Below are 22,899 nucleotides of genomic sequence, written 5' to 3'. Positions count from 1 at the left end.
ATTGATCTGCAATGATTCCTGAAAAGATATGTCTGTTAAACTTATAATTATCAGTTTAACTGTTTTTCATTAACATATAATATTTGTTCAAATCATCAACAGCTTAGAGGCTAATTCATGTCATACCGCGTTATCGCACTGGATCTGGATGGAACACTACTCGATCCACAAAAAAATATTCTGCCAGAATCGCTCGCGGCTCTAAATGAAGCCCGTCAAGCGGGTATTAAGGTTTTGATCGCCACCGGCCGCCATCATGTTGCCATCCATCCGTTCTATCAGGCGCTTAAACTCGACACTCCGGCGATTTGCTGTAACGGGGCTTATTCATATGATTATCAGGCTAAAAAGGTTCTGGCCGCTAATCCTCTCTCTATTCAGGAAGCCTCTCAAGTACTTTCTTATTTACAGGGCACTGAAATTGATCATCTGATGTATGTTGATGATGCTATTTTATACGAGTCTCCACATACCGTTACCCGAACCCTTGCATGGTCCGATTCTCTGCCTGAGCATCAGCGCCCTACTCTCCTGCATATCAACAACTTTCAGGAAGCACTGAATAATGTCAATTTCATCTGGAAACTTGCCACTACGTCTCCCGATTTAGCGAAATTACGTGAGGTCAGTGAGCAGATCAGGAAAGAGGTCGATCTGGAGTGTGAATGGTCATGGTTTGATCAGGTCGATATCGCCAAAAAGGGCAATAGTAAAGGGCTGCGTTTACAGCAATGGGTTGAATCACAAGGGATGAATATGAAAGATGTTATTGCTTTTGGCGATAATTTTAATGACATCAGTATGCTGGAATCCGCAGGTTTGGGGGTTGCGATGGGAAATGCCGTTGATGATGTCAAAGCGCGGGCAGATCTTGTTACCAAAGATAATGTTCAGCCCGGTATTGCGGAAGTTATCCGAAAATATGTGCTGTAATTTGTTTCACTCTGGAAGGAGCATAAGTCACCCGTGCTCCTTCCATTCCACTATATTCAGTTTATAAGTGCCGATTTAACGCAATACTTTTAATTTGCGCATATAACCATTGCCCTTCACGCAAATTAAGTGCTTCCCGTGCCCACGGAGTAATCCTTGCCCACAGATAACGGTCACCCAGAGCAAGTTTGACATCAACCTGACCAGCATCCTCGAAAAATTCAATGACTTTTACCTGTAAGGTATTACGAATACTACTGCCTTTTGGCGGCTCTAATACTAAAGAAACATCGGAAGCATCAATGCGGATGCGCAAATCAGTTCCCTCTGTGACATTAATTTCCGGTAACCAGAGAGCTTTATCAGCCACCGCCACTGCTGTCATGTGGTAACGCTGATGATGCTCCATCACTGTTACAGTTAATATACTGCTCAGGTTATCCTTTTGCAGCCACGGTCGCAGGATGCTGTTTGACCACACTTCTTCCAGTGTGCCCGACATCCTGATTTTTCCTTTATCCATAACAACTACGTTATCAGCCAGATGGATAATTTCATCCAAATTGTGACTGACATACAGGATCGGAATTTTGATATCTTCAGACAATTTTTCCAGATACGGCAATAATTCACGTTTACGGGGCAGATCCAGTGAAGCCATAGGTTCATCCATCAACAAGAGTTCAGGTCCCGTCAGTAATGCCCGCCCAATCGCAACCCGCTGTTTTTCCCCACCAGATAAGGTTATCGGGAAACGTGATAGCAGATGCTCAATACCAAGCAATTCTACAATTTTGCCAAAATGTGGTTGCATGTCCGGTGACATACCATATTGCAAATTTCCTTTGACCCGATAATGAGGGAAAAGCCGGGCATCCTGAAATACATAGCCGATTCGACGTTTTTCCGGTGGCAGAAATATTTTGTGCTCTGTATCTACCAGAATGCGTTGGTTTAAGGTAATGCGGCCTTTTTGTGGCCGGGTCAGACCGGCAATGGCATTGATTAACGAGGTTTTTCCTGCTCCAGAAAGCCCGAAGATGGCAGTAATGCTTTCCGCTGGCAATGTGGTATCAACCTGCATATGCAGATCACCCAGATGCTGTTCGAAATTTAATTCTAACATGCTGCCCCCAGACGTTTTCTGCCCCAGCGGGTCAGCCATTCAGACAGCAGTAATGACACCAGAGCCAAAATTACTGCGATCACACATAAACGTGCGGCGGCAGTTTCTGCTCCGGGCATTTCAATCAATGTGTACATGGCAAGAGGAATGGTACGAGTCTCACCGGGAATATTTGACACAAAAGTGATGGTTGCGCCAAATTCACCCAATGAGCGGGCAAATGCCAGCACAGAGCCAACAATAATACCCGGCAATGAAAGTGGTAAAGTAATCGTGAAAAAGACCTTAAGTGAACTGGCTCCTAACGTGTGGGCCGCCTGTTCCAGACGAAGATCTATCGCTTCCAGAGCCAGACGGATTGCCCTGACCATGAGAGGAAAGGAAACAACAGCCGAAGCCAGAGCAGCACCTGTCCAGTTAAATGCAAAGCTAACACCGAACCAGTCATAGAGAAATTCCCCGAAGATACCGCGACGCCCCATACTCATTAACAACAGATAACCAACAACAACCGGGGGTAAGACCAGCGGTAAATGGATAACACTATCCAGCAGGGATTTCCCGAAAAACTGACAACGTGCCAGAACCCATGCCATCAAAATCCCTAATGGCAAACTGAACAGCACTGCAATCCCTGAGACTTTCAGACTCAGTAAAATTGCCTGCCATTCATATTCACTTAACATCTCCAAAAGAACAGTTCCTACAGTGAATTAAAACCGTAACGTGTGAAAATTTCTACGGCTTCAGGGGTTTTAAGATAATCATAAAAATCCTGTACTGCCTGATTTTCATGACCTTTAATAATTGCAACCGGATATTCCACCGGTTTATGACTCTCTTGCGGGAATACACCAACAACTTTCACTTTTTTGCTGGCAACAGCATCAGACCCATAAACAATTCCCAGTGGCACTTCTTCACGCTCGACCAGAGCCATACCACTACGCACATTGTTAGTTCGGGCCAGCAATGGATTAACTAAGTCCCATGATCCCAGATATTGCAGGGATTCTTTGGCATAAATACCCACAGGAACATGGTCAGGATCCCCAACAGCCAGATGCCCTCCGGCCAGTAAAGAACTCCATTTTGTTTCCTGATTGATATCGATTTTATTCAGCTTACTCTTTTTAGGCGCAATCAGAACCAGTTGATTCCCCAACAAAGTATGACGAGTATCTTCAATAATGAGTTTTTTGCCCGAAATATAATCCATCCATTGTTGGTCAGCAGAAATAAACAAATCTGCGGGTGCTCCCTGTTCTATTTGTCGAGCCAGTGTTGAAGATGATGCGTAAGAAGCAACAACCTCTCCTCGAGTATCTTTTTTATACTGTTCGGCAATATCGTTAAGTGCATTCGTCAATGATGCAGCAGCAAAAACAGTCACTTTTTCCGCTGCCCAAGTGTTGCTAACAAGAGCAAAAAACACTACAGCTCCAGCCAATAACTGATAAAAATTCTTTATTACACGCTTTTTCATGTTGTATTTCACTTATGATAACCAAAACGGTGCGCTGTATATAACAAGATACAACGTTAAATGAAAATACTATTCTGAGATTAATCGGCAAGTTGTGAGCTAGTTTTAGCTTTTGTATTAATTTGATGTAAAGATTACGCAAAAAACACAAATAATCGTCAGTATTGTTAATGTAGTGATACGGAGAAAAGAAGTTATATACAGTGCCATACCCTGTTGTATTATATGCTTTTCATCTTTCAAGTTGCCTCTTTGTTGGCCGCAATACAACACAAAATTCATTGAATATAACTGCTGATATGGGCCGGAAAAGGGCGCATTTTAAAAGCGAAAAACATTCGATATGTTACATAAATGAGGGCTAACTTTTGTTACACACCACCCCATTACAAAAAAACATCACCAAAAAACGGCTGCTGACAATAGCTGGCTTGGGCTGGATGTTTGATGCTCTGGATGTCGGTCTCTTATCCTTTTTACTGGCAGCCCTGAAACAGGACTGGGGGCTGAGCTCAGAACAGTTAGGCTGGATAGGCAGTATTAATTCGATAGGCATGGCTGTCGGTGCTTTTGTCTTTGGCGTGATGGCTGATAAGACCGGACGAAAGTCAGCCTTTATTGTCACATTACTACTGTTTAGTGTTGGTAGTGGCTTAACGGCATTGGTGACCACATTAGCAGCATTATTGGTTCTGCGTTTTATTATCGGCATGGGTTTAGGCGGAGAACTCCCCGTCGCGTCAACGCTGGTGTCCGAAAGCGTAGAACCCCATGAGCGTGGGCGTCTGGTTGTGATACTGGAAAGCTTCTGGGCCTTCGGCTGGCTTGCCGCGGCATTGATTGCTTATTTTGTTATTCCAAGTTATGGGTGGCGGGTTGCTATGTTGCTGAGTGCTCTACCGGCTTTTTACGCTATCTACCTTCGTTTGCATTTACCCGATTCACCACGCTATACACAAATGCGCTCCCAGAAACCCCTCAATTCAATTATGAATAATATACGGGAAGTATGGTCGGCCGATTATCGTCGAGCAACAGTCATGTTGTGGGTTTTGTGGTTCTGCGTAGTATTTTCCTATTATGGTATGTTTTTGTGGCTGCCAAGCGTCATGATGCTGAAGGGGTTTAGCCTAATAAAAAGTTTCCAATATGTGCTAATCATGACGCTGGCTCAGCTTCCCGGTTACTTTACTGCCGCATGGATGATTGAACGCTACGGACGTAAATTCGTTCTGGCGAGCTATCTAATCGGAACTGCTGTCAGTGCCTATTTCTTCGGTACAGCTGATAGTATTACCCAGCTTCTTATCTTTGGCATTTTGCTGTCATTTTTCAATCTTGGTGCCTGGGGAGCAATCTACGCCTACACGCCGGAACAATATCCGACAGCAATTCGCGCAACCGGTGCTGGCATGGCTGCATCAGTCGGGCGGATAGGTGGTATCATTGGCCCTTTGATGGTCGGTTATCTGGTAGCGATGAATGCATCGATCTCTCTGATTTTTTCCCTGTTCGGCTTTTCAATTCTGGTGGCTGTAGGCGCTGTGGTTTGGCTGGGGAAAGAGACTCGCCAGATAGAACTTATGCCGTAAAAAATAAACCCTGTTTAAAATAACAGGGTTTATCAACAATCTGCTCTCAGGATATGACTTCTTTAGGAAAAAATCGCAGAGGCGCTGGCGATCAAATTCAACCAAAATTAGCGCTCAATACTTTGTGTTTCACTTTTAGAGATAAGGTTAAACAATTCACCCAATCCATAAATCAGTCCAAGAATGGCTGCCATGACAACAGGAACCATGACCAGTTCAAACGCTATACTTTTAATCAGTTCAAACATGTATACCCCATATCATGAATGACTATCATCGAATCGAACAATAAGCTGTGCCTGATTCAGCTTCACTCTCATCCGGCAATAAGCGCCCGGTAATGAAATAAAAAGCTTTACTGCACAGACAACAATTACGCTATTCTAGACAATAAAAAGGTAACAGTAACCGACGAAACGTGCGATTCTTACGGTTATTCTGTAAAAACTTTCAAATAGTTACCTGAAATGAATCACTATGCAAGCCGAAATATTATTAACTCTTAAATTGCAGCATCGGGTTTTCGCCGATCCCCGGCGGATTGAATTGCTGAAGCAGATAAAAATTACGGGCTCTATCAGTCAGGGAGCCAGACAGGCTGGTATCAGTTATAAAAGTGCCTGGGATGCTATTAATGAGATGAACCATCTGGCAGATGAGCTATTGGTTAAAAGAGCGACCGGCGGCAAAGGCGGCGGTGGCGCTCAACTGACTCCTTATGGCGAACGGCTGATACAGCTTTACGGCCTGCTGGAACAAATTCAGCAAAAAGCATTCGATGCTCTCAAACAGGATTCACTGCCTCTGGATAGTCTGCTGGCAGCCATTTCGCGGTTTTCTTTACAGTCCAGCGCCAGAAATCAATTTTTCGGTACAGTCGTTGAACGTGATAATGGAAATATTCAGCAAAATATTTGTATTCTGCTGGCTGATGGCAAAACATCTATCCGCGCTTCTGTAACAGAACAAAGTGCTGAACGCTTAGGACTGATAAAAGGAAAAGAGGTGATCGCACTTATTAAAGCTCCGTGGATCACCTTACGCAAAGGAGCTACCGCTACCGTTTCCTGTAACACGACGTTTTCCGGAGACATTAACTCTTTCGAAAATGCCGTCGTTTTTGAAAATCAGTTATCCGGCCAAATCAGCCAGATTGAGGCAGGAGTACAGTGCAGCGAAATTATCGTGAGCCTGAGTAGTGGCGAATCTCTCTGCGCCACCTTATCCAATCAGGAAATAGAAAGTTTAGGTCTTCAGCCAGATGATACTGTCACCGCTCTTTTTGGTGCTGATAAAGTGATTATTGCAGCATTAAATTAAGTATATACCCTATGGATTTCGAGTTGCATCGCAGCGTCAAAAGAGCAAGTCCCCTGAGTATAGATAACTATACGATTGGGGTGAGCGAATGCAGCCAACAAAGAGGCAACTTGAAAGACAACGGGTATATTTGCCCCCGTCAGGGACACCCGAATGCCCCCTTACAATTAATATTCCCCCATCCCGAAATATAAATCCATAACGAATAACAGACGACTACTCATTGACATTGAACATTATTCCGCTTATTTCTGTGATCCTTTAGTTGATGTTGCTTAAATAAGGAAGAAAAATGTCTGAATTGCAAGTATCGCAAGGTAGTTTCCGTTTAAGTGACACCCGTATCCTGAAGATACCGTCACTAAAAATCATCTCTGGGGAGAACTGGGCATTTGTCGGTTCTAATGGCAGTGGGAAGTCTTCTCTGGCCTGTGTTTTATCGAATGAATTAACCCAACTGACGGGTGAAATACATTGCTCATTTCATACTCCTGTACGCCTCTCTTTCGAGCAACTTCAGCAACTGGTTGATAAAGAATGGCAACGCAACAATACAGACCTGCTCAGTGAGGGTGAAGACGATACTGGACACACTGCCGCAGAAATCATTCAGCTCCACCATAAAGATAATGAATTGTGCCTTGAGCTCTCGGCATATTTTGGCATTAAAGATCTGCTTTCACGCCGTTTCAAGTATCTTTCTACCGGTGAAGTGCGAAAGGTGTTGCTTTGTCAGGCATTAATGGCCGATCCAGACCTTCTTATCCTTGATGAACCTTTTGACGGATTAGATGCTTATGCCCGCACTCAGTTATCTCAGCTATTAGCAACACTGACCGAAAAAGGTATCACACTGATTTTCCTGTTAAACAGATTTAACCAGATCCCTAATTTTGTTGAAAGAATTGGTGTACTCGCCGATTGTCAGCTGATGCTATCCGGAGAAAAAAAGCACATTTTAGCTGAGTCTCTGGTTGCACAATTAGCACACAGTGAAAAGCTAAAGAATATTCGTCTGCCGGAAACAGATGAGTACCGAATTGATGAACAGCTTCTCTCAGATCAACCGCTGGTATCAATGCATGATGTTGTTGTTCAATACAATGATAAACCGATATTACATGGCCTAAACTGGCAGGTTAATCCCGGTGAAAACTGGCAGATTATTGGCGAGAATGGGGCAGGAAAATCCACTCTTCTCAGCCTGATTACCGGCGATCATCCTCAGGGTTACAGCAATCAGCTGGTTCTATTTGGTCGCCAGCGAGGCAGTGGAGAAACTATCTGGGATATTAAACGCCACATTGGTTATGTCAGTAATAGTATTCACCTTGAATATCGTGTCAGTACCAGCGTCCGTAATGTTATTCTCTCCGGTTTCTTCGACTCCATCGGGCTTTATCAGGCCGTTTCTGATCGTCAACGACAATTGGCAGATGAGTGGCTGGCATTATTGGGTTTATCCGATACAGCTGCAAACAGTCCGTTTCATAGTCTGTCATGGGGTCAGCAACGCCTTGTATTAATTGCCCGTGCCTTAGTGAAACATCCCGCTTTGTTAATTCTTGATGAGCCATTGCAAGGGCTTGATTCACTCAACCGGCAGTTAGTTCTGCGTTTCATTGATATCATGATTAAAAATGGTGATACGCAACTTCTTTTTGTCTCACATCATCAGGAAGATGCTCCAGAGTGCATCACTCATCGACTGAGATTTATTCCTGATGGCAATATTTATCGTTATGAAACCGAGCTGACTTTTAGCCCTCTTTTGTGATTTTCTAATACTCTTCATCTTTTCAGGCCGCCTCTGACCGGAGGCCGGCCTGAAATCCATAAAATATCAACTCCTCTCTCAGCTGATACTGAAGAAAAATAAATGTGTAGCGTGTTCTATAAACATTTTTTTGATAGTTCTTATTATTTTTTTGAATTTTTTGTCTATTGCTATAAAATCCCGCCCTATTTTTTAGATTGTTTACCTATTTTTTAAAAAGAACCGAGAATTTTATGGGCTGGACTTTACTTGCCGCTTCGCTGGCACTGTTAGATATTCGCCAAAAAATCGCATTTTTCATTGCATTCTTAGCTATCGCTGTTGGGATCAGCACTCATATACTGGCCTACCCCGCGATCATCTCATTATTAATGATAAGTGTATTGGGTGTGGCGCATGTCTATTTCAATAGCAAAAGGCATATTATCGGTAAAAGCATTACCGAAGCTATGTTGGTTATCGTTAGTATTTTGTTATTTATACATTTTATTCCCGGTTTTCATAACCTGAAATATCTGGACAAAGTACAGGTTGGGCCACTCAGCGCACCTTTTTCCATGTACTTCAATTTTGACAAGGCACTGGTTCCTTTTCTCTTATTGTGCTGTATGCCAAGCCTATTCCGCTGTAACCCAGTAGTTAATGCTCCTGCCCACGGCTGGGCGTTATTAATCGCAGCAATACCAGCATTATTAGGGCTTGCTACAACGCTTGGCGGGTTGGCAGTTGAACTCCACCTGCCTAGTTGGTTTCCTGCCTTCGTTGTTGCCAATATTTTATTTGTATCACTGGCAGAAGAAGCCCTATTCCGTGGCTATATTCAGCAAAAGCTCAGTCAGTGGATGGGCCCCTATTTTGCGCTGATCATTACTTCTGTGCTATTTGGTGCCGCTCACTTCGCAGGCGGTGGACTATTGATGGCCTTCGCAACACTGGCAGGCCTGATTTATGGTATAGCGTGGATGTGGAGTGGTCGTTTATGGGTAGCTGTCGGATTCCATTTTACCCTTAATGTGTTACACCTGCTGTTTTACACATATCCGATTAAAACGATCATCAGCTAATTTCCGCTATCCGGCCTATTTCAAGTTGCAGCCAGTCAGGCTGCAACTCCTCCCATATATGATTTAAGACAGAAGTTCATCGACTATTGTTTGCTGTTTCCGTCTATCGCGCCATATAATGCCCGCAGCGAGCATTTCATTTTGTATTAAAAAGTAATGATAGGAGTTTAAGCTATGGCTGTAACTAAGCTGGTTCTTGTAAGACATGGTGAGAGCGAGTGGAACAAAGAGAACCGTTTTACGGGCTGGACTGATGTTGAACTGTCTGATAAAGGTCGCAATGAAGCACAACAGGCTGGTCAATTGCTGAAACAGGAAGGTTTTGCTTTTGACTTTGCCTACACATCTGTTTTAAAACGCGCCATTCATACTTTGTGGAATATTCTGGATCAGGTCGATCAACAATGGCTACCGGTTGAAAAAAGCTGGAAACTGAATGAACGCCATTATGGTGCCCTGCAAGGTCTGGATAAAGCAGAAACTGCGGCTAAGTATGGTGATGATCAGGTTAAATTGTGGCGTCGTGGCTTTGCCATCACTCCTCCTGATCTGACCAAAGATGATGAACGTTATCCCGGCCATGACCCTCGCTATGCAAACCTGAAACCAGAAGAACTTCCTGTCACAGAAAGCCTGGCAACGACTATCGAACGTGTTGTTCCTTACTGGGAAGAAGTAATTAAACCTCGCGTTGCAAACGGTGAAAAAGTTATCATCGCGGCTCACGGCAATTCTCTGCGCGCACTGGTGAAGTATCTGGATAATATGGGCGAAGACGAAATTCTTGAGTTAAATATTCCAACTGCTGTACCGCTGGTTTATGAATTCGACGAGAATATGAAGCCAATTAAACACTATTATCTGGGTAATGCGGATGAAATCGCTGCAAAAGCAGCTGCTGTCGCAAATCAGGGTAAAGCGAAATAATTGAGTAAAATAGAAAAAGCCGGAAATCACTCCGGCTTTTTCATACAAAATCATCCTCGGCGTGTTCTGACAGCCTGAGACAACTGCTGTAATAGCGTTTCTGTATCATCCCAGCCAATACAGGCATCTGTCACACTTTTCCCATAAACCAGTGGTTCATCATCATCTAGACTTTGGTTGCCTTCAACCAGATGGCTTTCAACCATTACACCGATAATCGCATTCTCTCCGGCAGAGATCTGTCCACAAACATCGGCTCCAACATCCATCTGCCTTTTGAACTGCTTCGCACTGTTTGCATGGCTGAAATCAATCATGACCTGCGGTTTCAGCCCTGCTTTTAATAAACCTTCTTTCACCGCGCTGACATGTTCAGCACTGTAGTTTGGCTCTTTTCCGCCACGCAGAATAATATGGCAATCCTGATTGCCCGTCGTATTAACGATGGCGGAATGACCCCATTTAGTTACTGACAGGAAGCAGTGTGATGAACCGGCAGCATTGATGGCATCAATCGCTACTTTTATTGTACCGTCAGTACCGTTTTTAAAACCAACCGGGCAGGATAGCCCTGATGCCAGCTCACGGTGAACCTGAGATTCGGTTGTACGTGCTCCTATTGCTCCCCAGCTCATAAGATCGGCAAGATACTGGGGGGTAATCATATCAAGGAATTCACCTGCTGCCGGTAACCCAATATCATTAATATCGAGCAGGAGTTTGCGTGCTGTGCGTAATCCATCATTAATATCAAAGCTACAATCCATTTTCGGGTCATTGATTAACCCTTTCCAACCGATTGTAGTACGCGGTTTTTCAAAATAAACCCGCATCACGATTTCCAGATCTCCTTTCAATTCGCGGCGCAATTTATTCAGTCGCTCTGCATATTCCAGTGCAGCCTTTGGGTCATGAATTGAACATGGGCCAATTATTACCAATAGACGATCATCTGCACCAGTTAAAATGTTATGAATGGCTTCGCGAGCTTCACGAACGGTAGTAGCAGTGTCTTTTGTTGCAGGGAATTTTTCAAGCAATGCAACTGGTGGCAATAATTCTGTTATTTTTCTTATCCTTACATCGTCATTCTGGTAATTCATCGGCCTATCACCTAATGTGTTTACAGTTGTTTAAAATAATTTTGTGATCTCAATCTAACTGTTAGATGAAGTGCTGTAAATAATCTTTGTGGGTAAATAAGCAGACTTTTTATAAAAGAGAAAATTAGAAAGAGGATATATAAATGGAATATCAACGAACAGGCCATAAGTTATTATGGCCTGTTCCGGGCTAGTTATTAATTTGAATTTTCAGTGGAAGTACTCACTGTAGATGATGTTTCATGATTATTCTTAGCTACTTTTATCCATAGACGAGCACCGTTCAAAGCAATTCCTGTCAGAATAATATACTGCAACGACATCGCTAATACGCCTTGCTTGTAGTAAATGGCAACGCTGATCACATTAATAACCACCCACAGCAGCCAATTTTCTACATGCTTACGAGTCATGAGAACCATAGCCACTATTGATAATACGGTCATAACCGAATCCCAGAACGGGAAAGCATCTGGCAGCAAGTCAGGCATGGTGATCCCAAAGCCCATTCCCTGTAAAGCAACAACAGAAACTTTTGCCATATAACCAAATATTTGGTCAATATTAAATGTCATTATCAGGATAAAAAGGAGGGAAACAGTAGCCACACTGAACATCTGTTTGGGGCTAAGCCAGCGGATCTTTAATTCTTTCTGTTGCTGTTCATCGACTCTGCTCCAGGCATACCAACCATAAATGTTTGCAGCAAAGAAGAAAATTTGTAGCATAAGACTGGCATAAAGCTGGATTTGAAAAAATATCACCGCAAATAGGGAAACATTAATTAAACCAAATAAATAGTTAATAATTTTTTCCTGGCTCGCAAGCCAGATACATAATAAACCTGCAATTGTACCAACAGCCTCGATATATGATGGTTGATAACCAAATATCTCCACAGGGATATGGTTATTTATACTGAAAAATCTGCTGAGAAAATCCATGCTTTTTTATCCTTACCATAATTAATGTTTAGTATATCAATAACAAAGGCATTAAATTAGGTTAAAAACCGACATTGCAGCCAGCTTTTGTTTTATATACTAAACAAGATAGCGAGTTTTTAAGTAAAAGTCTTTAAGTATTTTAGAAATTTTAATGTCAATTACCAGACGCTGATATGGTAAACATAAAAACCAATTATTAATAATTAGTAAATAATAACAATGTTAAAATAATGAGTGACATCATAAAAAGAAACTTATTTAGTTTTAGAATAATTAAAATAAACACAGAGTGACATTAGGATATATACAGATGGGTCGAACAGGATGATTCGGCCTCCGGCCTCACCTTTCGGGCCAACGCTTATGCGCTGTTGTCTCGCTTCGCTCGGCTCGAACCTACGACCAATTGATTAAAAGTCAACTGCTCTACCGACTGAGTTCAGTCATTACTTGAAGAATATTAGATTGAGAATTTAGATGGTGGGTCGTGCAGAATGATTCGGCCTCCGGCCTCACCCTTCGGGCCAACGCTTATGCGTTGTTGTCTCGCTTCGCTCGGCTCGAACCTGTGACCAATTGATTAAAAGTCAATTGCTCTACCAATTGAGGTTATTAATTATTTGAAGAATATTGGATTGAGAATTTAGATGGTGGGTCGTGCAGGATGATTCGGCCTCCGGCCTCACCCTTCGGGCCAACGCTTATGCGTTGTTGTCTCGCTTCGCTCGGCTCGAACCTGCGACCAATTGATTAAAAGCCAACTGCTCTACCGACTGAGTTCAGTCATTACTTGAAGAATATTGGATTGAGAATTTAAATGGTGGGTCGTGCAGGATGATTCGGCCTCCGGCCTCACCCTTCGGGCCAACGCTTATGCGTTGTTGTCTCGCTTCGCTCGGCTCGAACCTGCGACCAATTGATTAAAAGCCAACTGCTCTACCGACTGAGTTCAGTCATTACTTGAAGAATATTGGATTGAGAATTTAAATGGTGGGTCGTGCAGGATTCGAACCTGCGACCAATTGATTAAAAGTCAACTGCTCTACCGACTGAGCTAACGACCCATCTGAGGTATGTCTGAATTGAAGATTTAAATGGTGGGTCGTGCAGGATTCGAACCTGCGACCAATTGATTAAAAGTCAACTGCTCTACCGACTGAGCTAACGACCCATTTACATCTTGCTTAGCAACACTATTGCTTGCCAACGGCGGCATATATTACTGATTTCTCAGCGCGGCGCAACATTTATTTTATTAAAACCCGTTCAAGCGACTACTAATCACCCAATTATCCCCAAAAAGACCGATATATAACCTTTTGGGGATAATTATTACATTCCAGTAATCTTTTTGGCAGCCATTTTTGCCGCGTTGGTACCGGGATATTGCTTAACCACCTGCTGATAAACTGCCTTGGCTTTATCCTTTTGCCCTTTTTCCTGCATAATCAGGCCAACTTTATACAAGGAATCGCTGCTTTTTGATGACTTAGGATAATTTTTCACCACAGTCGCAAAATAATAAGCCGCATCATCCTTCTTGCCTTTGTTGTAATTCAGCTGACCTAGCCAATAGTTAGCATTCGAAAGGTATTTAGACTTAGGATATGCTTTGACAAAGTTCTGAAAAGCGACGATTGCCTTATCATACTCCTTGGTATTAATAGCTAAAGCGACGGCAGCATCATAATCACCCTTCTCACTGCCTGTATTCGTGGCAGCGGCCGGTTGATTATCTGCGCTTTTCTCTGCTGACGGAGTAGCATTATCAGTTTCAGAGCCTGAAGGGTTGGTGATTTTATCCAGCTGCTGATAAATGTCCTTCTGGCGCTCAATAACCTGATTTAACTGGTACTGATTTTCCTGAATCTGACCACGTAGCGTATCAATATCACGCTGGGAATCAGCAAGTTGCTGCTGAAGTTGAGTTAATAACTGGCTGTGAGCGTCAGAAATACGCTCTAACTGGGAAAGGCGCTCATCGGTGGAGCCTGAGCCGACATTACTGATTGGCGCTCGGGCGGTAGCGGCCCAAGGAGCCGCTACGCCAACCAATAACGACAGACCCAATACAAAACGTCTGAAGTTACTGTTCATGCTTTACTCTTAGTATACGATTACAGCGCGACGGTTTTTAGCGTATGCTGCTTCGTCATGACCCAGTACTGCTGGTTTTTCTTTACCGTAAGAAACAACAGCAAGCTGGTCAGCTGAAACGCCTTTGCCTTGCAGGTACATTTTAACTGCATTTGCACGACGCTCACCCAGAGCGATATTGTACTCAGGAGTACCACGCTCATCCGCATGACCTTCGATAGTCACTTTAACAGATGGATTGCTACGCAGGAATGCAGCGTGTGCATCCAGCATCTGAGCGAATTCATTGTTGATATCGTATTTATCGAAACCGAAGTATACGATGTTGTGGTTTTGCAGTTCCTGCATTTGCTGACGTGCTAATTCTTCAGCAGACAGACCTGCTTTAGAAGAATTATCAACAGTGCTTACGCCTGACTGATCACTGTTACCATTTTTATTGGTATTACTACACGCTGCTACGGCCATGATTGGTAAAGCTAACATCAGCCCTTTTAGCACTTTGTTCAATTGCATCTCTTTGATCCTTTTATAGTTTGCCATACATACTTGTTATGCATCACAGATACGGCGACCAGGCAGGAGATTTCACCTGTCCATCAGTGGCCGGAAGACGCGCTTTGAAACGTCCGTCAGTCGAAACTAGCTGCAATACAGTCCCCAACCCTTGGGTGGAGCTATAAATAACCATAGTGCCGTTAGGTGCGATACTCGGCGTTTCATCTAGAAACGTATCTGTCAAAACCTGAACAGATCCCGTTGCCAGATCCTGTTTGGCGATGTGCTGACTGCCACTCGCTGTGCTGACCATAACGATAAAAGTACCGTCAGGACTCACATCAGCGTCCTGGTTCTGTGAACCTTCCCAAGTCAGTCGTTGTGGAGCACCGCCATTAATATCAATTTTATATAACTGTGGGCGACCGCCCTGGTCCGAAGTATAGACCAGCGTCTTATTATCCGGCATCCAGCTTGGCTCAGTATTGTTACTGCGGCCATCCGTTATCTGATTAATTTGCCCTGAGGCCAAATCCATCAAATATAAATTCAGGCTTCCCGTTTTAGATAATGCAAAAGCGAGCTTGGTGCCGTCTGGGGAAAATGCCGGTGCACCGTTGTGACGAGGAAACGATGCAATCTGACGCACAGCCCCTGTTGCCAGTGTCTGGATCACCAGAGAAGAGTGCCCGCCTTCAAATGTCACATAAGCCAGTTGAGAACTATCTGGTGACCATGCCGGTGACATTAAAGGTGCTGGTGAACGATGCACGATATTTTCGTTATAGCCGTCATAATCAGCAACACGCAATTCATACGGGTATTTATCAGTGGCTGTTTTCTTAACGACATAAGCTATACGAGTCGCAAATGCTCCCTTGATACCCGTCAGTTTTTCAAATACTTCATTACTGACTGTATGTGCAGCATAGCGCAGCCATTTTTTATCAACTTGAAATTGATTCTGAGCTAAGACCGAACCTGGCGTACCAACGACATCAACCAATTGATAGGAAACTAAATATTTGCCATCAGCAGCAGGCTGAACCTGACCGACAACCACTGAATCTATCCCAAGGGCAGACCATGCGGCAGGCGTAACTTCAGATGCCGTGGTAGGTTGTTGTGGCATACGATCCGAAGTGATGGGATTAAACTTCCCACTGTTTCTCAAATCAGCTGCAACAATAGAACCAATTGCTTCAGGTGGATTATCCGCCCCAGTCCATTTGAATGGTACAACGCCAATAGGACGGGCTGAATCAACACCCTCTGTAATTTCAATGCGAACTTCCGCACGGGCAACTGTTGCCCACAGCAGCAGAAAGCCCAATAATGCCTTAAACGTCAGTTTAAAAGTTTGCTTCATCATCTCTCCCTTATCGCGATCACCATGCCCGCAATAATCCGCCGGATTCTAACAAACGCCAACAAACAAAACCAGATACCTAAATAAAATCTGATGATTTTGTTTACATAGATAAATTATCCGCAGTTTTACCTAATAAATTGTCTATTATTACCAAATATTTATCTTACTACGGATTAAAGTCTAGTGAGAAGTTCTTGAAGTGCTCATAAATTTCTTCACTTGATGGGCGAGGCATTTTTTTTGCTAAACCAGCTGCACTAATTGCAGCCTGACATAATGCGGGATCTCCCTTGCCAGCTTTAATATCAATCAATAAACCATCGCGAGCCAACTTGATGTGCAACTGACAAGTAAGCCCTGCATACGATTTTGAATCATAAAAGTTAGCCTGTATTGCGGCCTTTACTTGTCCAATATAGTTCTGAATATCTGATTCAGAAGCGCCACTTTTTTTGCCTCCGCCTTTACCTGCTGCGGATGCACCTCCTTGTTTAGGTGTGTCAGAAGTTAGCCCCCCTAACAAATCATCGACGGTCTGAGCCTGTTTGGCTTCTTCTGCTTTGGCTTTCGCTTTTGCTTTGGCCTCTGCTTTGGCTTTAGCCGCTACTTCCGCTTTAGCTTTCTCTTCAGCCGCCGCTTTAGCCTTCGCTTCAGCTTCTGCTTTAGCTTTTGCCTCAGCCTCTGCTTTTGCCTTTGCTTCCGCTTCGGCTTTACGTTTCGCCGCTTCTTCAGCTTCTTTTCTGGCCTGAGCCTCGGCCTTTTGTCGAGCCTCTTCCTGTTCTTTCAGAATTCTTTCCTGCTCTGCTTTGGCTTTGGCTGCTGCTTCTTCTGCAATTTTCTGCTCTTGGCGAGCTTTAGCGGCGGCAGCATCAGCCTGTTTTTTCTGCTCTTGCGCAACCTGCTGTGCCTTTATCCGCTCTTCTTCCGCAGCTTTCAGGCGCTCTTGCTCTTCCGCCTGCTTAGCCCGCAATTCAGCAGCCTGTTGTTCGGCTTTTTTCTTCCGCTGCTGCTCAGCCAGCTTTGCATTAGCCTGTTGCTGTTGCTGCTGGTTATATTGTTGAACTACGGCATTTGGATCGACCATAACCGCATCAATAACTGTACCACCGACTCCACCACCGCCCATCTCAGTTTTTTGTTCTAAAGAGCCCCAAATCAGAAACCCGAACAGGATAATGTGCAAAATAACTGAAATAATAATGGCGCGATTTAGCCTGCTGTTTTGCTTGTTTGTCTTTCCCACGCTCGACATCCAGAAACTTTAAGTGTAAGCCGCCATTCAGGCGCCAATAGGCTGAGTCATTAAACCCACTGATTTCACTCCCGCCTGACGAAGCATATTCAGAGCCTTGATGACTTCATCATAAGGAACTTCTTTTGAACCCCCAATCAAGAAAATTGTTTTAGGGTTAGCTTTTATCAGAGTTTGAGCTTCAGCAATAATTTGTTGCTCTGGTAACAATTCCAGACGCTCCTGATTAACAACCATGTTGTACCGCCCTACCCCAGAAACCTCTACTATAACGGGAGGATTATCAGTGCTGGAAACCGTTTTTGAATCCACTGAGTCAGGTAAATCAACTTCTACGCTTTGCGTAATAATTGGTGCGGTTGCCATAAAAATCAGCAGTAAAACCAGTAACACGTCCAGCAAGGGAACGATATTAATTTCGGATTTTAGCTCACGTCTGCGACTGCGAGTGCGCGCCATTCGCTTTTCCCCTTACTCTTTATTACGACTTGTTAGTATTAGAAACAAAAGCCTGACGGTGTAATATCGCCAGAAATTCTTCCATAAAATTGTCGTAAGTTTGTTCCAGTTTATTGACACGCTGATTCAGACGGTTATAAGCCATAACGGCAGGAATGGCTGCAAACAGACCGATTGCTGTTGCAATCAAAGCTTCTGCGATACCGGGCGCAACCATCTGTAACGTTGCCTGTTTCACTGATCCCAGCGCAATGAAAGCATGCATAATTCCCCAGACAGTCCCGAACAGGCCGATATAAGGGCTGATAGAACCGACGGTACCCAGGAATGGAATATGATTTTCCAGTGTTTCCAATTCACGGTTCATGGAAATACGCATAGCACGGGAGGCCCCGGTCAGAATAGCTTCAGGCGCATGGCTGTTTGCCTGATGTAAACGAGAAAATTCTTTAAAGCCAGAATAGAAAATTTGTTCAGTACCGCTTAATGAATCACGATGTGACTGACTCTCTTTATAAAGGCGAGACAATTCAATCCCAGACCAGAATTTATCTTCAAATGCTTCCACTTCCCGAGTAGCGGAATTCAGAATTCTTGTTCTTTGAATAATAATCGCCCAAGAGACGACAGAAAAACCAATCAGAATTAACATGATCAGCTGTACTAAAAAGCCTGCCTTCAGGAATAAATCTAGGATGTTCATGTCAGTCACTGCTTAAACTCCGCGACAATAGACTTTGGAAGCGCAATAGGCTTCATTTGAGATGAATTTACGCAGACAACCAGACATTCTGCGTTACTGATAACTACATCATTGCAATCAATTATCCGTTGAGTAAATGTCAGCGAAGCACCGCGGATACTCGTCACTTCGCACTCCACAACCAGCTGATCATCTAATCTGGCTGGCTTCCGGTAGTCAACGGTCATGCGACTGACAACAAAACCAATTTGTTCATCCAACATATACTTCTGGTGAAAGCCCTTATCACGCAACATTTCTGTGCGGGCTCTTTCATAAAAAGCCAGATATTGAGCGTGATAGACCACACCACTAGCATCTGTGTCTTCGTAATAAACACGGATAGGCCAACGGAACAACATATTACTCACACATAATCCTAATCAGACTAATTGACGCTGCCACTATACTTAAGACAATAGCGCTTTGGAATGGGTTGTTATTAAACTAGTCAAAAAAAATTTATGGACCAGTATCCTATAAAATTACAAATAGTTTACTTAAAGAAATGATATAAGCCAAAAATAAGGATTAAAAGTGCGGGTAATGGATGAAAGAAGAGACGCCAGACAAAATGTTTAGGATTAAATCCAACGCCGAAAATAACCCCGGAACAAATTGCCCAAATCAGTAAAATACCCTGCCATATCATCAACGAACTGGTGTTCGATGCAAATCGGGTCGGATCCCACAAAATACATAAAGCAAGCCCTAAAGCCATAATGAGGATAAGGGCCCTCAACAGGCCCTTATTCATTATTAGCTGATAAAGTCTATCAACCAACATTATTTTTTGTCACTCTCAGTTACTTTTTTTGACTCACTGTGCTCAAGAGCTAAAGCCGCAATAATGGCAAAACTACAAGCTAAGAGCGTTCCGAGAATCCAGGCAAAATACCACATGTGCTATGCTCCTTTAGTACAGTGAATGTTTGTTGTTTTCAATGTAACCCTTATCCAGACGCCCGAAGGTTTTGTAGTAACACCAGATGGTGTATGACAAAACAATAGGAACGAAGATAAGTGCAACAACGAACATAATTTGTAGTGTCCACTGACTGGATGTTGCATCCCACATGGTCAGACTGACATTCGGATCAAGGCTTGATGGCATCACAAACGGGAACATAGATATCCCTGCGGTTAAAATAATGCAGGCAACCGTCAATGATGAGAACAGGAAAGCCCAGGCACCTTTATCCAGTTTGGTGGCTAACATAGTCAACAGAGGGAAAACCACACCCAGTGCAGGTATCGCCCACAATATCGGCTGGTTATTAAAGTTGATCAGCCATGCACCTGCCTGTTGAACCACTTCTTTATGTAATGGGTTAGATACGCCGTTTACATCCAGACCGCCAGTCACAACATAACCATCGATACCGTAAATCAGCCACACACCCGCCAGTAAGAAAGCCACCGCTGTGATTAACGCACAAACCTGTGTCGCAGTACGGGAGCGTAAGTGTAATTCACCTGTAGTACGCATTTGCAGGTAAGTTGCTCCCTGCGTAATGATCATCATCAAGCTGACAACACCGGCGAGAAGACCATAAGGGTTCAGTAGCCCGAAGAAAGATCCTTCATAAGATACGCGTAAATAAGAATCTACCGCCAGTGGCACACCCTGTAACAGGTTGCCGAATGCCACACCAATTACCAACGGTGGCACGAAACTGCCGACAACAATTCCCCAGTCCCACATATTACGCCATTTTCTGTCTTCCAGTTTTGAACGATAGTCAAAACCAACCGGACGGAAGAACAGAGCCGCCAGTACCAGAATCATCGCGACGTAGAAACCGGAGAAAGCAGCAGCATATACCATTGGCCAGGCAGCAAATAATGCTCCCCCAGCGGTGATTAACCACACCTGATTGCCATCCCAGTGAGGGGCTACAGAGTTAATCATGATACGGCGTTCAGTGTCATTTTTGCCAATAACCCGCAACAGGACACCAACACCCATGTCAAAACCATCGGTCACTGCAAACCCGATTAGCAACACACCAATCAGCAGCCACCATATAAATCGTAATACTTCATAATCAAGCATAAGTGGACTCCCGCTTACTCAATACTGTTCACTGAAGAATTCTTCGTTGAAGAAACGGCTTTTTGTTCAAAATGATAGCGCCCTGTTTTGAGGCTGCTTGGGCCAAGACGGGCAAATTTGAACATCAGGAACATTTCAGCAATCAAGAATAAGGTATACAGACCACAAATCAGTGCCATTGAGAAAATCAGATCCCCGACACTGCGTGTCGAAGCGGCAACCGCGGTTGGTAATACTTCACCAATTGCCCACGGCTGACGGCCATACTCTGCAACAAACCAGCCTGCTTCAACAGCAATCCACGGCAATGGAATACTGAACAGTGCTGCGCGTAACAACCATTTCTGCTGACCGATACGGTTACGGATAACACTGAAGAATGCCAGGCCAATAACCAACAGCATGATAAAACCACAGGCAACCATGATACGGAATGCAAAATAGAGTGGAGCTACACGTGGAATAGAGTCTTTCGCAGCTGCTTTGATCTGTTCTTCTGTCGCGTTTGTTACCTCTGGAGTGTAACGTTTGACCAGCATACCGTAGCCAAGATCTTTCTTACTTTCGTTGAATGCGCTACGTACTGCCGGGTCAGTATTGCCTGCACGCAATTCTTCCAGTAACTCATAGGCTTTAAGTCCGTTACGGATACGTTGCTCGTGCTGACTCATCAAGTCACGCAGACCAATCACAGGAGTATCAGTTGAGCGAGTCGCTATAAGACCTAAGACGTAAGGAATATGGATGGAGTATTTATTTTCCATCTTATCCTGATCAGGAATACCTATCAGTGTGAATGCAGCCGGAGGTGCCTGTGTTTCCCATTCTGCTTCAATCGCAGCCAGCTTGGTTTTTTGTACGTCCCCCATTTCGTATCCGGATTCATCACCCAGTACAATGACAGACAATACTGCCGCAATACCAAAACTTGATGCAATTGCAAAAGAACGCTTAGCAAATGGAATATCTCGCCCTTTAAGCAGATAGTAGGAGCTTATTCCCAAGACGAAAACCGCGCCTGTCACATAACCAGCAGCAACAGTATGAACGAATTTCACCTGAGCAACAGGGTTCAGCACAAGCTCGCTAAAGCTCACCATTTCCATACGCATGGTTTCAAAATTGAAATCAGATGCAATCGGGTTTTGCATCCAGCCATTCGCAATCAGAATCCATAAAGCAGAGAAGTTAGAACCTAATGCAACCAGCCATGTTACCGCCAGATGCTGTTTCTTGCTCAGACGATCCCAACCGAAAAAGAATAAGCCAACAAATGTGGATTCGAGGAAGAAAGCCATCAGGCCTTCAATGGCTAATGGTGCACCAAAAATATCACCAACATAATGTGAGAAATATGACCAATTTGTTCCGAACTGGAACTCCATAGTCAAACCTGTTGCAACACCCAGAGCAAAGTTAATACCAAATAACTTACCCCAGAATTTCGTCATATCTTTATAGATTTGCTTGCCAGACAGGACATATACCGTTTCCATTATCGCAAGCAAGAACGCCATGCCGAGCGTCAATGGTACGAATAGGAAATGGTACATAGCAGTTAAGGCAAACTGTAATCGTGACAGTTCGACAATATCAAACATCTTGACTCCTTGCTCCTAGCAGGAAGACACCGACTTGCGGCAACCCGACTTCATTAAATGAAAGTCTCGTAACTACCAGCAATAAATGCCTCAAACACAACAACAAATTATTAAGTAAATCAAATCCAGTATAAATCTCAATAATATTACGCCTATATTCACACACAATAAATAGCTTTTACGTGACTCAGACTAGAATTCTGAATACAGACTAATAGTGCCGTTCATTTATGAGGTAATATCTCTTTATTCTAGATCAATTAAATCAATTTAAGCGAACAGAATTTATAGTAATAAATTGATTTTAGTCATTTTTTTCATTTTCTTGTTAAGTATTTCAGCTATTATTTCATTACAGTTGATTTAGTGTTAATTATTTGTTGCCAATAATGCCTGTTAATATATTTTTTGCTGTGGAAAGCATTATAAAATTAACTTTTCATTTTCATTATTAGAAAAATATATTTTTTTAGAATTTATAATTAAATTAATCGATTAAATAGGGCTTTCTAAAAACAAGTTAAATTTAATTTAAAAATATCACTCT

23 protein-coding genes, 2 tRNA genes and 4 other RNA genes are annotated in these 22,899 nt (G+C 43.4%); 6 read left to right on the top strand and 23 right to left on the bottom strand.

The features are described 5' to 3' along the window. Positions 1-117: 117 nt before the first annotated feature. Complete coding sequence (locus tag AACS90_RS09855; RefSeq protein WP_099122502.1) at positions 118-933, top strand: pyridoxal phosphatase; 816 nt, start codon at positions 118-120, stop codon at positions 931-933. 61 nt (positions 934-994) lie between these two features. On the opposite strand, the gene modC is transcribed toward AACS90_RS09855, so the two are convergent. From modC to modA, 3 genes are read right to left on the bottom strand one after another with little or no spacing between them, the layout of a single operon-like run. Next, positions 995-2,059, bottom strand: coding sequence for a molybdenum ABC transporter ATP-binding protein ModC (gene modC, locus AACS90_RS09850; RefSeq protein WP_193757228.1), 1,065 nt, complete (start codon positions 2,057-2,059; stop codon positions 995-997). Next, positions 2,053-2,745, bottom strand: a complete 693-nt coding sequence (gene modB, locus AACS90_RS09845) for a molybdate ABC transporter permease subunit (protein WP_099109127.1) — start codon at positions 2,743-2,745, stop codon at positions 2,053-2,055. Before modB ends, modC begins: the two co-directional genes overlap by 7 nt. Positions 2,746-2,762: 17 nt before the next feature. Further along, complete coding sequence (gene modA / locus AACS90_RS09840; protein ID WP_099122500.1) at positions 2,763-3,545, bottom strand: molybdate ABC transporter substrate-binding protein; 783 nt, start codon at positions 3,543-3,545, stop codon at positions 2,763-2,765. A 368-nt stretch (positions 3,546-3,913) separates the two neighbouring features. Between modA and AACS90_RS09835 the strand changes: the two genes are divergently transcribed. After that, positions 3,914-5,137 carry an MFS transporter gene (locus AACS90_RS09835; RefSeq protein WP_305847169.1) on the top strand — a complete coding sequence of 408 codons (1,224 nt, stop codon included), beginning with the start codon at positions 3,914-3,916 and terminating at the stop codon, positions 5,135-5,137. A gap of 107 nt (positions 5,138-5,244) precedes the next feature. Here AACS90_RS09835 and AACS90_RS09830 read toward each other — a convergent pair whose 3' ends face one another. Beyond that, positions 5,245-5,385 carry an AcrZ family multidrug efflux pump-associated protein gene (locus AACS90_RS09830; protein ID WP_099109125.1) on the bottom strand — a complete coding sequence of 47 codons (141 nt, stop codon included), beginning with the start codon at positions 5,383-5,385 and terminating at the stop codon, positions 5,245-5,247. A gap of 229 nt (positions 5,386-5,614) precedes the next feature. Between AACS90_RS09830 and AACS90_RS09825 the strand changes: the two genes are divergently transcribed. From AACS90_RS09825 to gpmA, 4 genes are all read left to right on the top strand, one after another. Further along, on the top strand, positions 5,615-6,457 hold the full coding sequence (locus AACS90_RS09825) for a molybdenum-dependent transcriptional regulator (protein ID WP_099122499.1): 843 nt from the start codon (positions 5,615-5,617) through the stop codon (positions 6,455-6,457). Positions 6,458-6,749: 292 nt separating this feature from the next. Beyond that, entirely contained in the window at positions 6,750-8,234 is a 1,485-nt protein-coding gene (gene modF / locus AACS90_RS09820; protein WP_099122498.1) for a molybdate ABC transporter ATP-binding protein ModF, read from the top strand. A gap of 233 nt (positions 8,235-8,467) precedes the next feature. Further along, on the top strand, positions 8,468-9,298 hold the full coding sequence (locus AACS90_RS09815) for a CPBP family intramembrane glutamic endopeptidase (RefSeq protein ID WP_099122497.1): 831 nt from the start codon (positions 8,468-8,470) through the stop codon (positions 9,296-9,298). Between the two features lie 174 nt (positions 9,299-9,472). After that, positions 9,473-10,225, top strand: coding sequence for a 2,3-diphosphoglycerate-dependent phosphoglycerate mutase (gene gpmA, locus AACS90_RS09810; RefSeq protein WP_099122496.1), 753 nt, complete (start codon positions 9,473-9,475; stop codon positions 10,223-10,225). A gap of 50 nt (positions 10,226-10,275) precedes the next feature. Here gpmA and aroG read toward each other — a convergent pair whose 3' ends face one another. The 19 genes from aroG to cydA form a co-directional block, all read right to left on the bottom strand. After that, a complete protein-coding gene (gene aroG, locus AACS90_RS09805) occupies positions 10,276-11,328 on the bottom strand; it encodes a 3-deoxy-7-phosphoheptulonate synthase AroG (protein WP_099122495.1) in 1,053 nt (350 codons plus the stop codon). A 197-nt stretch (positions 11,329-11,525) separates the two neighbouring features. Continuing rightward, positions 11,526-12,272: a nicotinamide riboside transporter PnuC gene (pnuC, locus tag AACS90_RS09800; protein WP_099122494.1), complete on the bottom strand. Its 747-nt coding sequence runs from the start codon at positions 12,270-12,272 to the stop codon at positions 11,526-11,528. A gap of 311 nt (positions 12,273-12,583) precedes the next feature. Beyond that, a non-coding RNA gene (locus AACS90_RS09795) (RtT sRNA) lies at positions 12,584-12,716 on the bottom strand. Positions 12,717-12,753: 37 nt separating this feature from the next. Beyond that, positions 12,754-12,886: non-coding RNA, RtT sRNA (locus tag AACS90_RS09790), on the bottom strand. Positions 12,887-12,923: 37 nt separating this feature from the next. Beyond that, a non-coding RNA gene (locus AACS90_RS09785) (RtT sRNA) lies at positions 12,924-13,056 on the bottom strand. A gap of 37 nt (positions 13,057-13,093) precedes the next feature. Beyond that, positions 13,094-13,226: non-coding RNA, RtT sRNA (locus tag AACS90_RS09780), on the bottom strand. 37 nt (positions 13,227-13,263) lie between these two features. Further along, positions 13,264-13,339: transfer RNA gene (locus AACS90_RS09775), tRNA-Lys, on the bottom strand. A gap of 31 nt (positions 13,340-13,370) precedes the next feature. Continuing rightward, positions 13,371-13,446 (bottom strand) — tRNA-Lys (locus AACS90_RS09770). A gap of 161 nt (positions 13,447-13,607) precedes the next feature. Next, positions 13,608-14,372: a cell division protein CpoB gene (cpoB, locus tag AACS90_RS09765; protein ID WP_099122493.1), complete on the bottom strand. Its 765-nt coding sequence runs from the start codon at positions 14,370-14,372 to the stop codon at positions 13,608-13,610. A gap of 9 nt (positions 14,373-14,381) precedes the next feature. After that, entirely contained in the window at positions 14,382-14,888 is a 507-nt protein-coding gene (gene pal, locus AACS90_RS09760) for a peptidoglycan-associated lipoprotein Pal (RefSeq protein WP_099109116.1), read from the bottom strand. A gap of 43 nt (positions 14,889-14,931) precedes the next feature. Beyond that, positions 14,932-16,239 carry a Tol-Pal system beta propeller repeat protein TolB gene (gene tolB, locus AACS90_RS09755; protein WP_099122492.1) on the bottom strand — a complete coding sequence of 436 codons (1,308 nt, stop codon included), beginning with the start codon at positions 16,237-16,239 and terminating at the stop codon, positions 14,932-14,934. Positions 16,240-16,408: 169 nt separating this feature from the next. Next, positions 16,409-17,485 (bottom strand): cell envelope integrity protein TolA, encoded by a 1,077-nt coding sequence (tolA, locus tag AACS90_RS09750; RefSeq protein WP_193757227.1) that lies wholly within the window; start codon positions 17,483-17,485, stop codon positions 16,409-16,411. Positions 17,486-17,521: 36 nt separating this feature from the next. Continuing rightward, positions 17,522-17,953, bottom strand: a complete 432-nt coding sequence (tolR, locus tag AACS90_RS09745) for a colicin uptake protein TolR (RefSeq protein WP_086953752.1) — start codon at positions 17,951-17,953, stop codon at positions 17,522-17,524. 22 nt (positions 17,954-17,975) lie between these two features. Further along, on the bottom strand, positions 17,976-18,665 hold the full coding sequence (tolQ, locus tag AACS90_RS09740) for a Tol-Pal system protein TolQ (RefSeq protein WP_099109113.1): 690 nt from the start codon (positions 18,663-18,665) through the stop codon (positions 17,976-17,978). After that, positions 18,662-19,066, bottom strand: a complete 405-nt coding sequence (gene ybgC / locus AACS90_RS09735; protein ID WP_193757226.1) for a tol-pal system-associated acyl-CoA thioesterase — start codon at positions 19,064-19,066, stop codon at positions 18,662-18,664. Before ybgC ends, tolQ begins: the two co-directional genes overlap by 4 nt. 125 nt (positions 19,067-19,191) lie before the next feature. Then, positions 19,192-19,482: a cyd operon protein YbgE gene (ybgE, locus tag AACS90_RS09730; protein ID WP_099122490.1), complete on the bottom strand. Its 291-nt coding sequence runs from the start codon at positions 19,480-19,482 to the stop codon at positions 19,192-19,194. Next, positions 19,482-19,598, bottom strand: a complete 117-nt coding sequence (gene cydX, locus AACS90_RS09725) for a cytochrome bd-I oxidase subunit CydX (RefSeq protein ID WP_099109110.1) — start codon at positions 19,596-19,598, stop codon at positions 19,482-19,484. The genes ybgE and cydX overlap by 1 nt, the downstream gene beginning before the upstream one ends. Positions 19,599-19,611: 13 nt before the next feature. Next, the gene (cydB, locus tag AACS90_RS09720; RefSeq protein WP_099122489.1) at positions 19,612-20,751 is read right to left on the bottom strand and encodes a cytochrome d ubiquinol oxidase subunit II; all 1,140 of its coding nucleotides are present in this window, start codon (positions 20,749-20,751) and stop codon (positions 19,612-19,614) included. Between the two features lie 14 nt (positions 20,752-20,765). After that, positions 20,766-22,352: a cytochrome ubiquinol oxidase subunit I gene (gene cydA / locus AACS90_RS09715; RefSeq protein ID WP_099122488.1), complete on the bottom strand. Its 1,587-nt coding sequence runs from the start codon at positions 22,350-22,352 to the stop codon at positions 20,766-20,768. Positions 22,353-22,899: the final 547 nt, after the last annotated feature.

The organism is Xenorhabdus sp. KK7.4, assembly GCF_963876465.1.
Classification (GTDB): Bacteria; Pseudomonadota; Gammaproteobacteria; order Enterobacterales; family Enterobacteriaceae; genus Xenorhabdus; species Xenorhabdus stockiae.
This window is presented reverse-complemented; position numbering and strand designations above follow the sequence as displayed.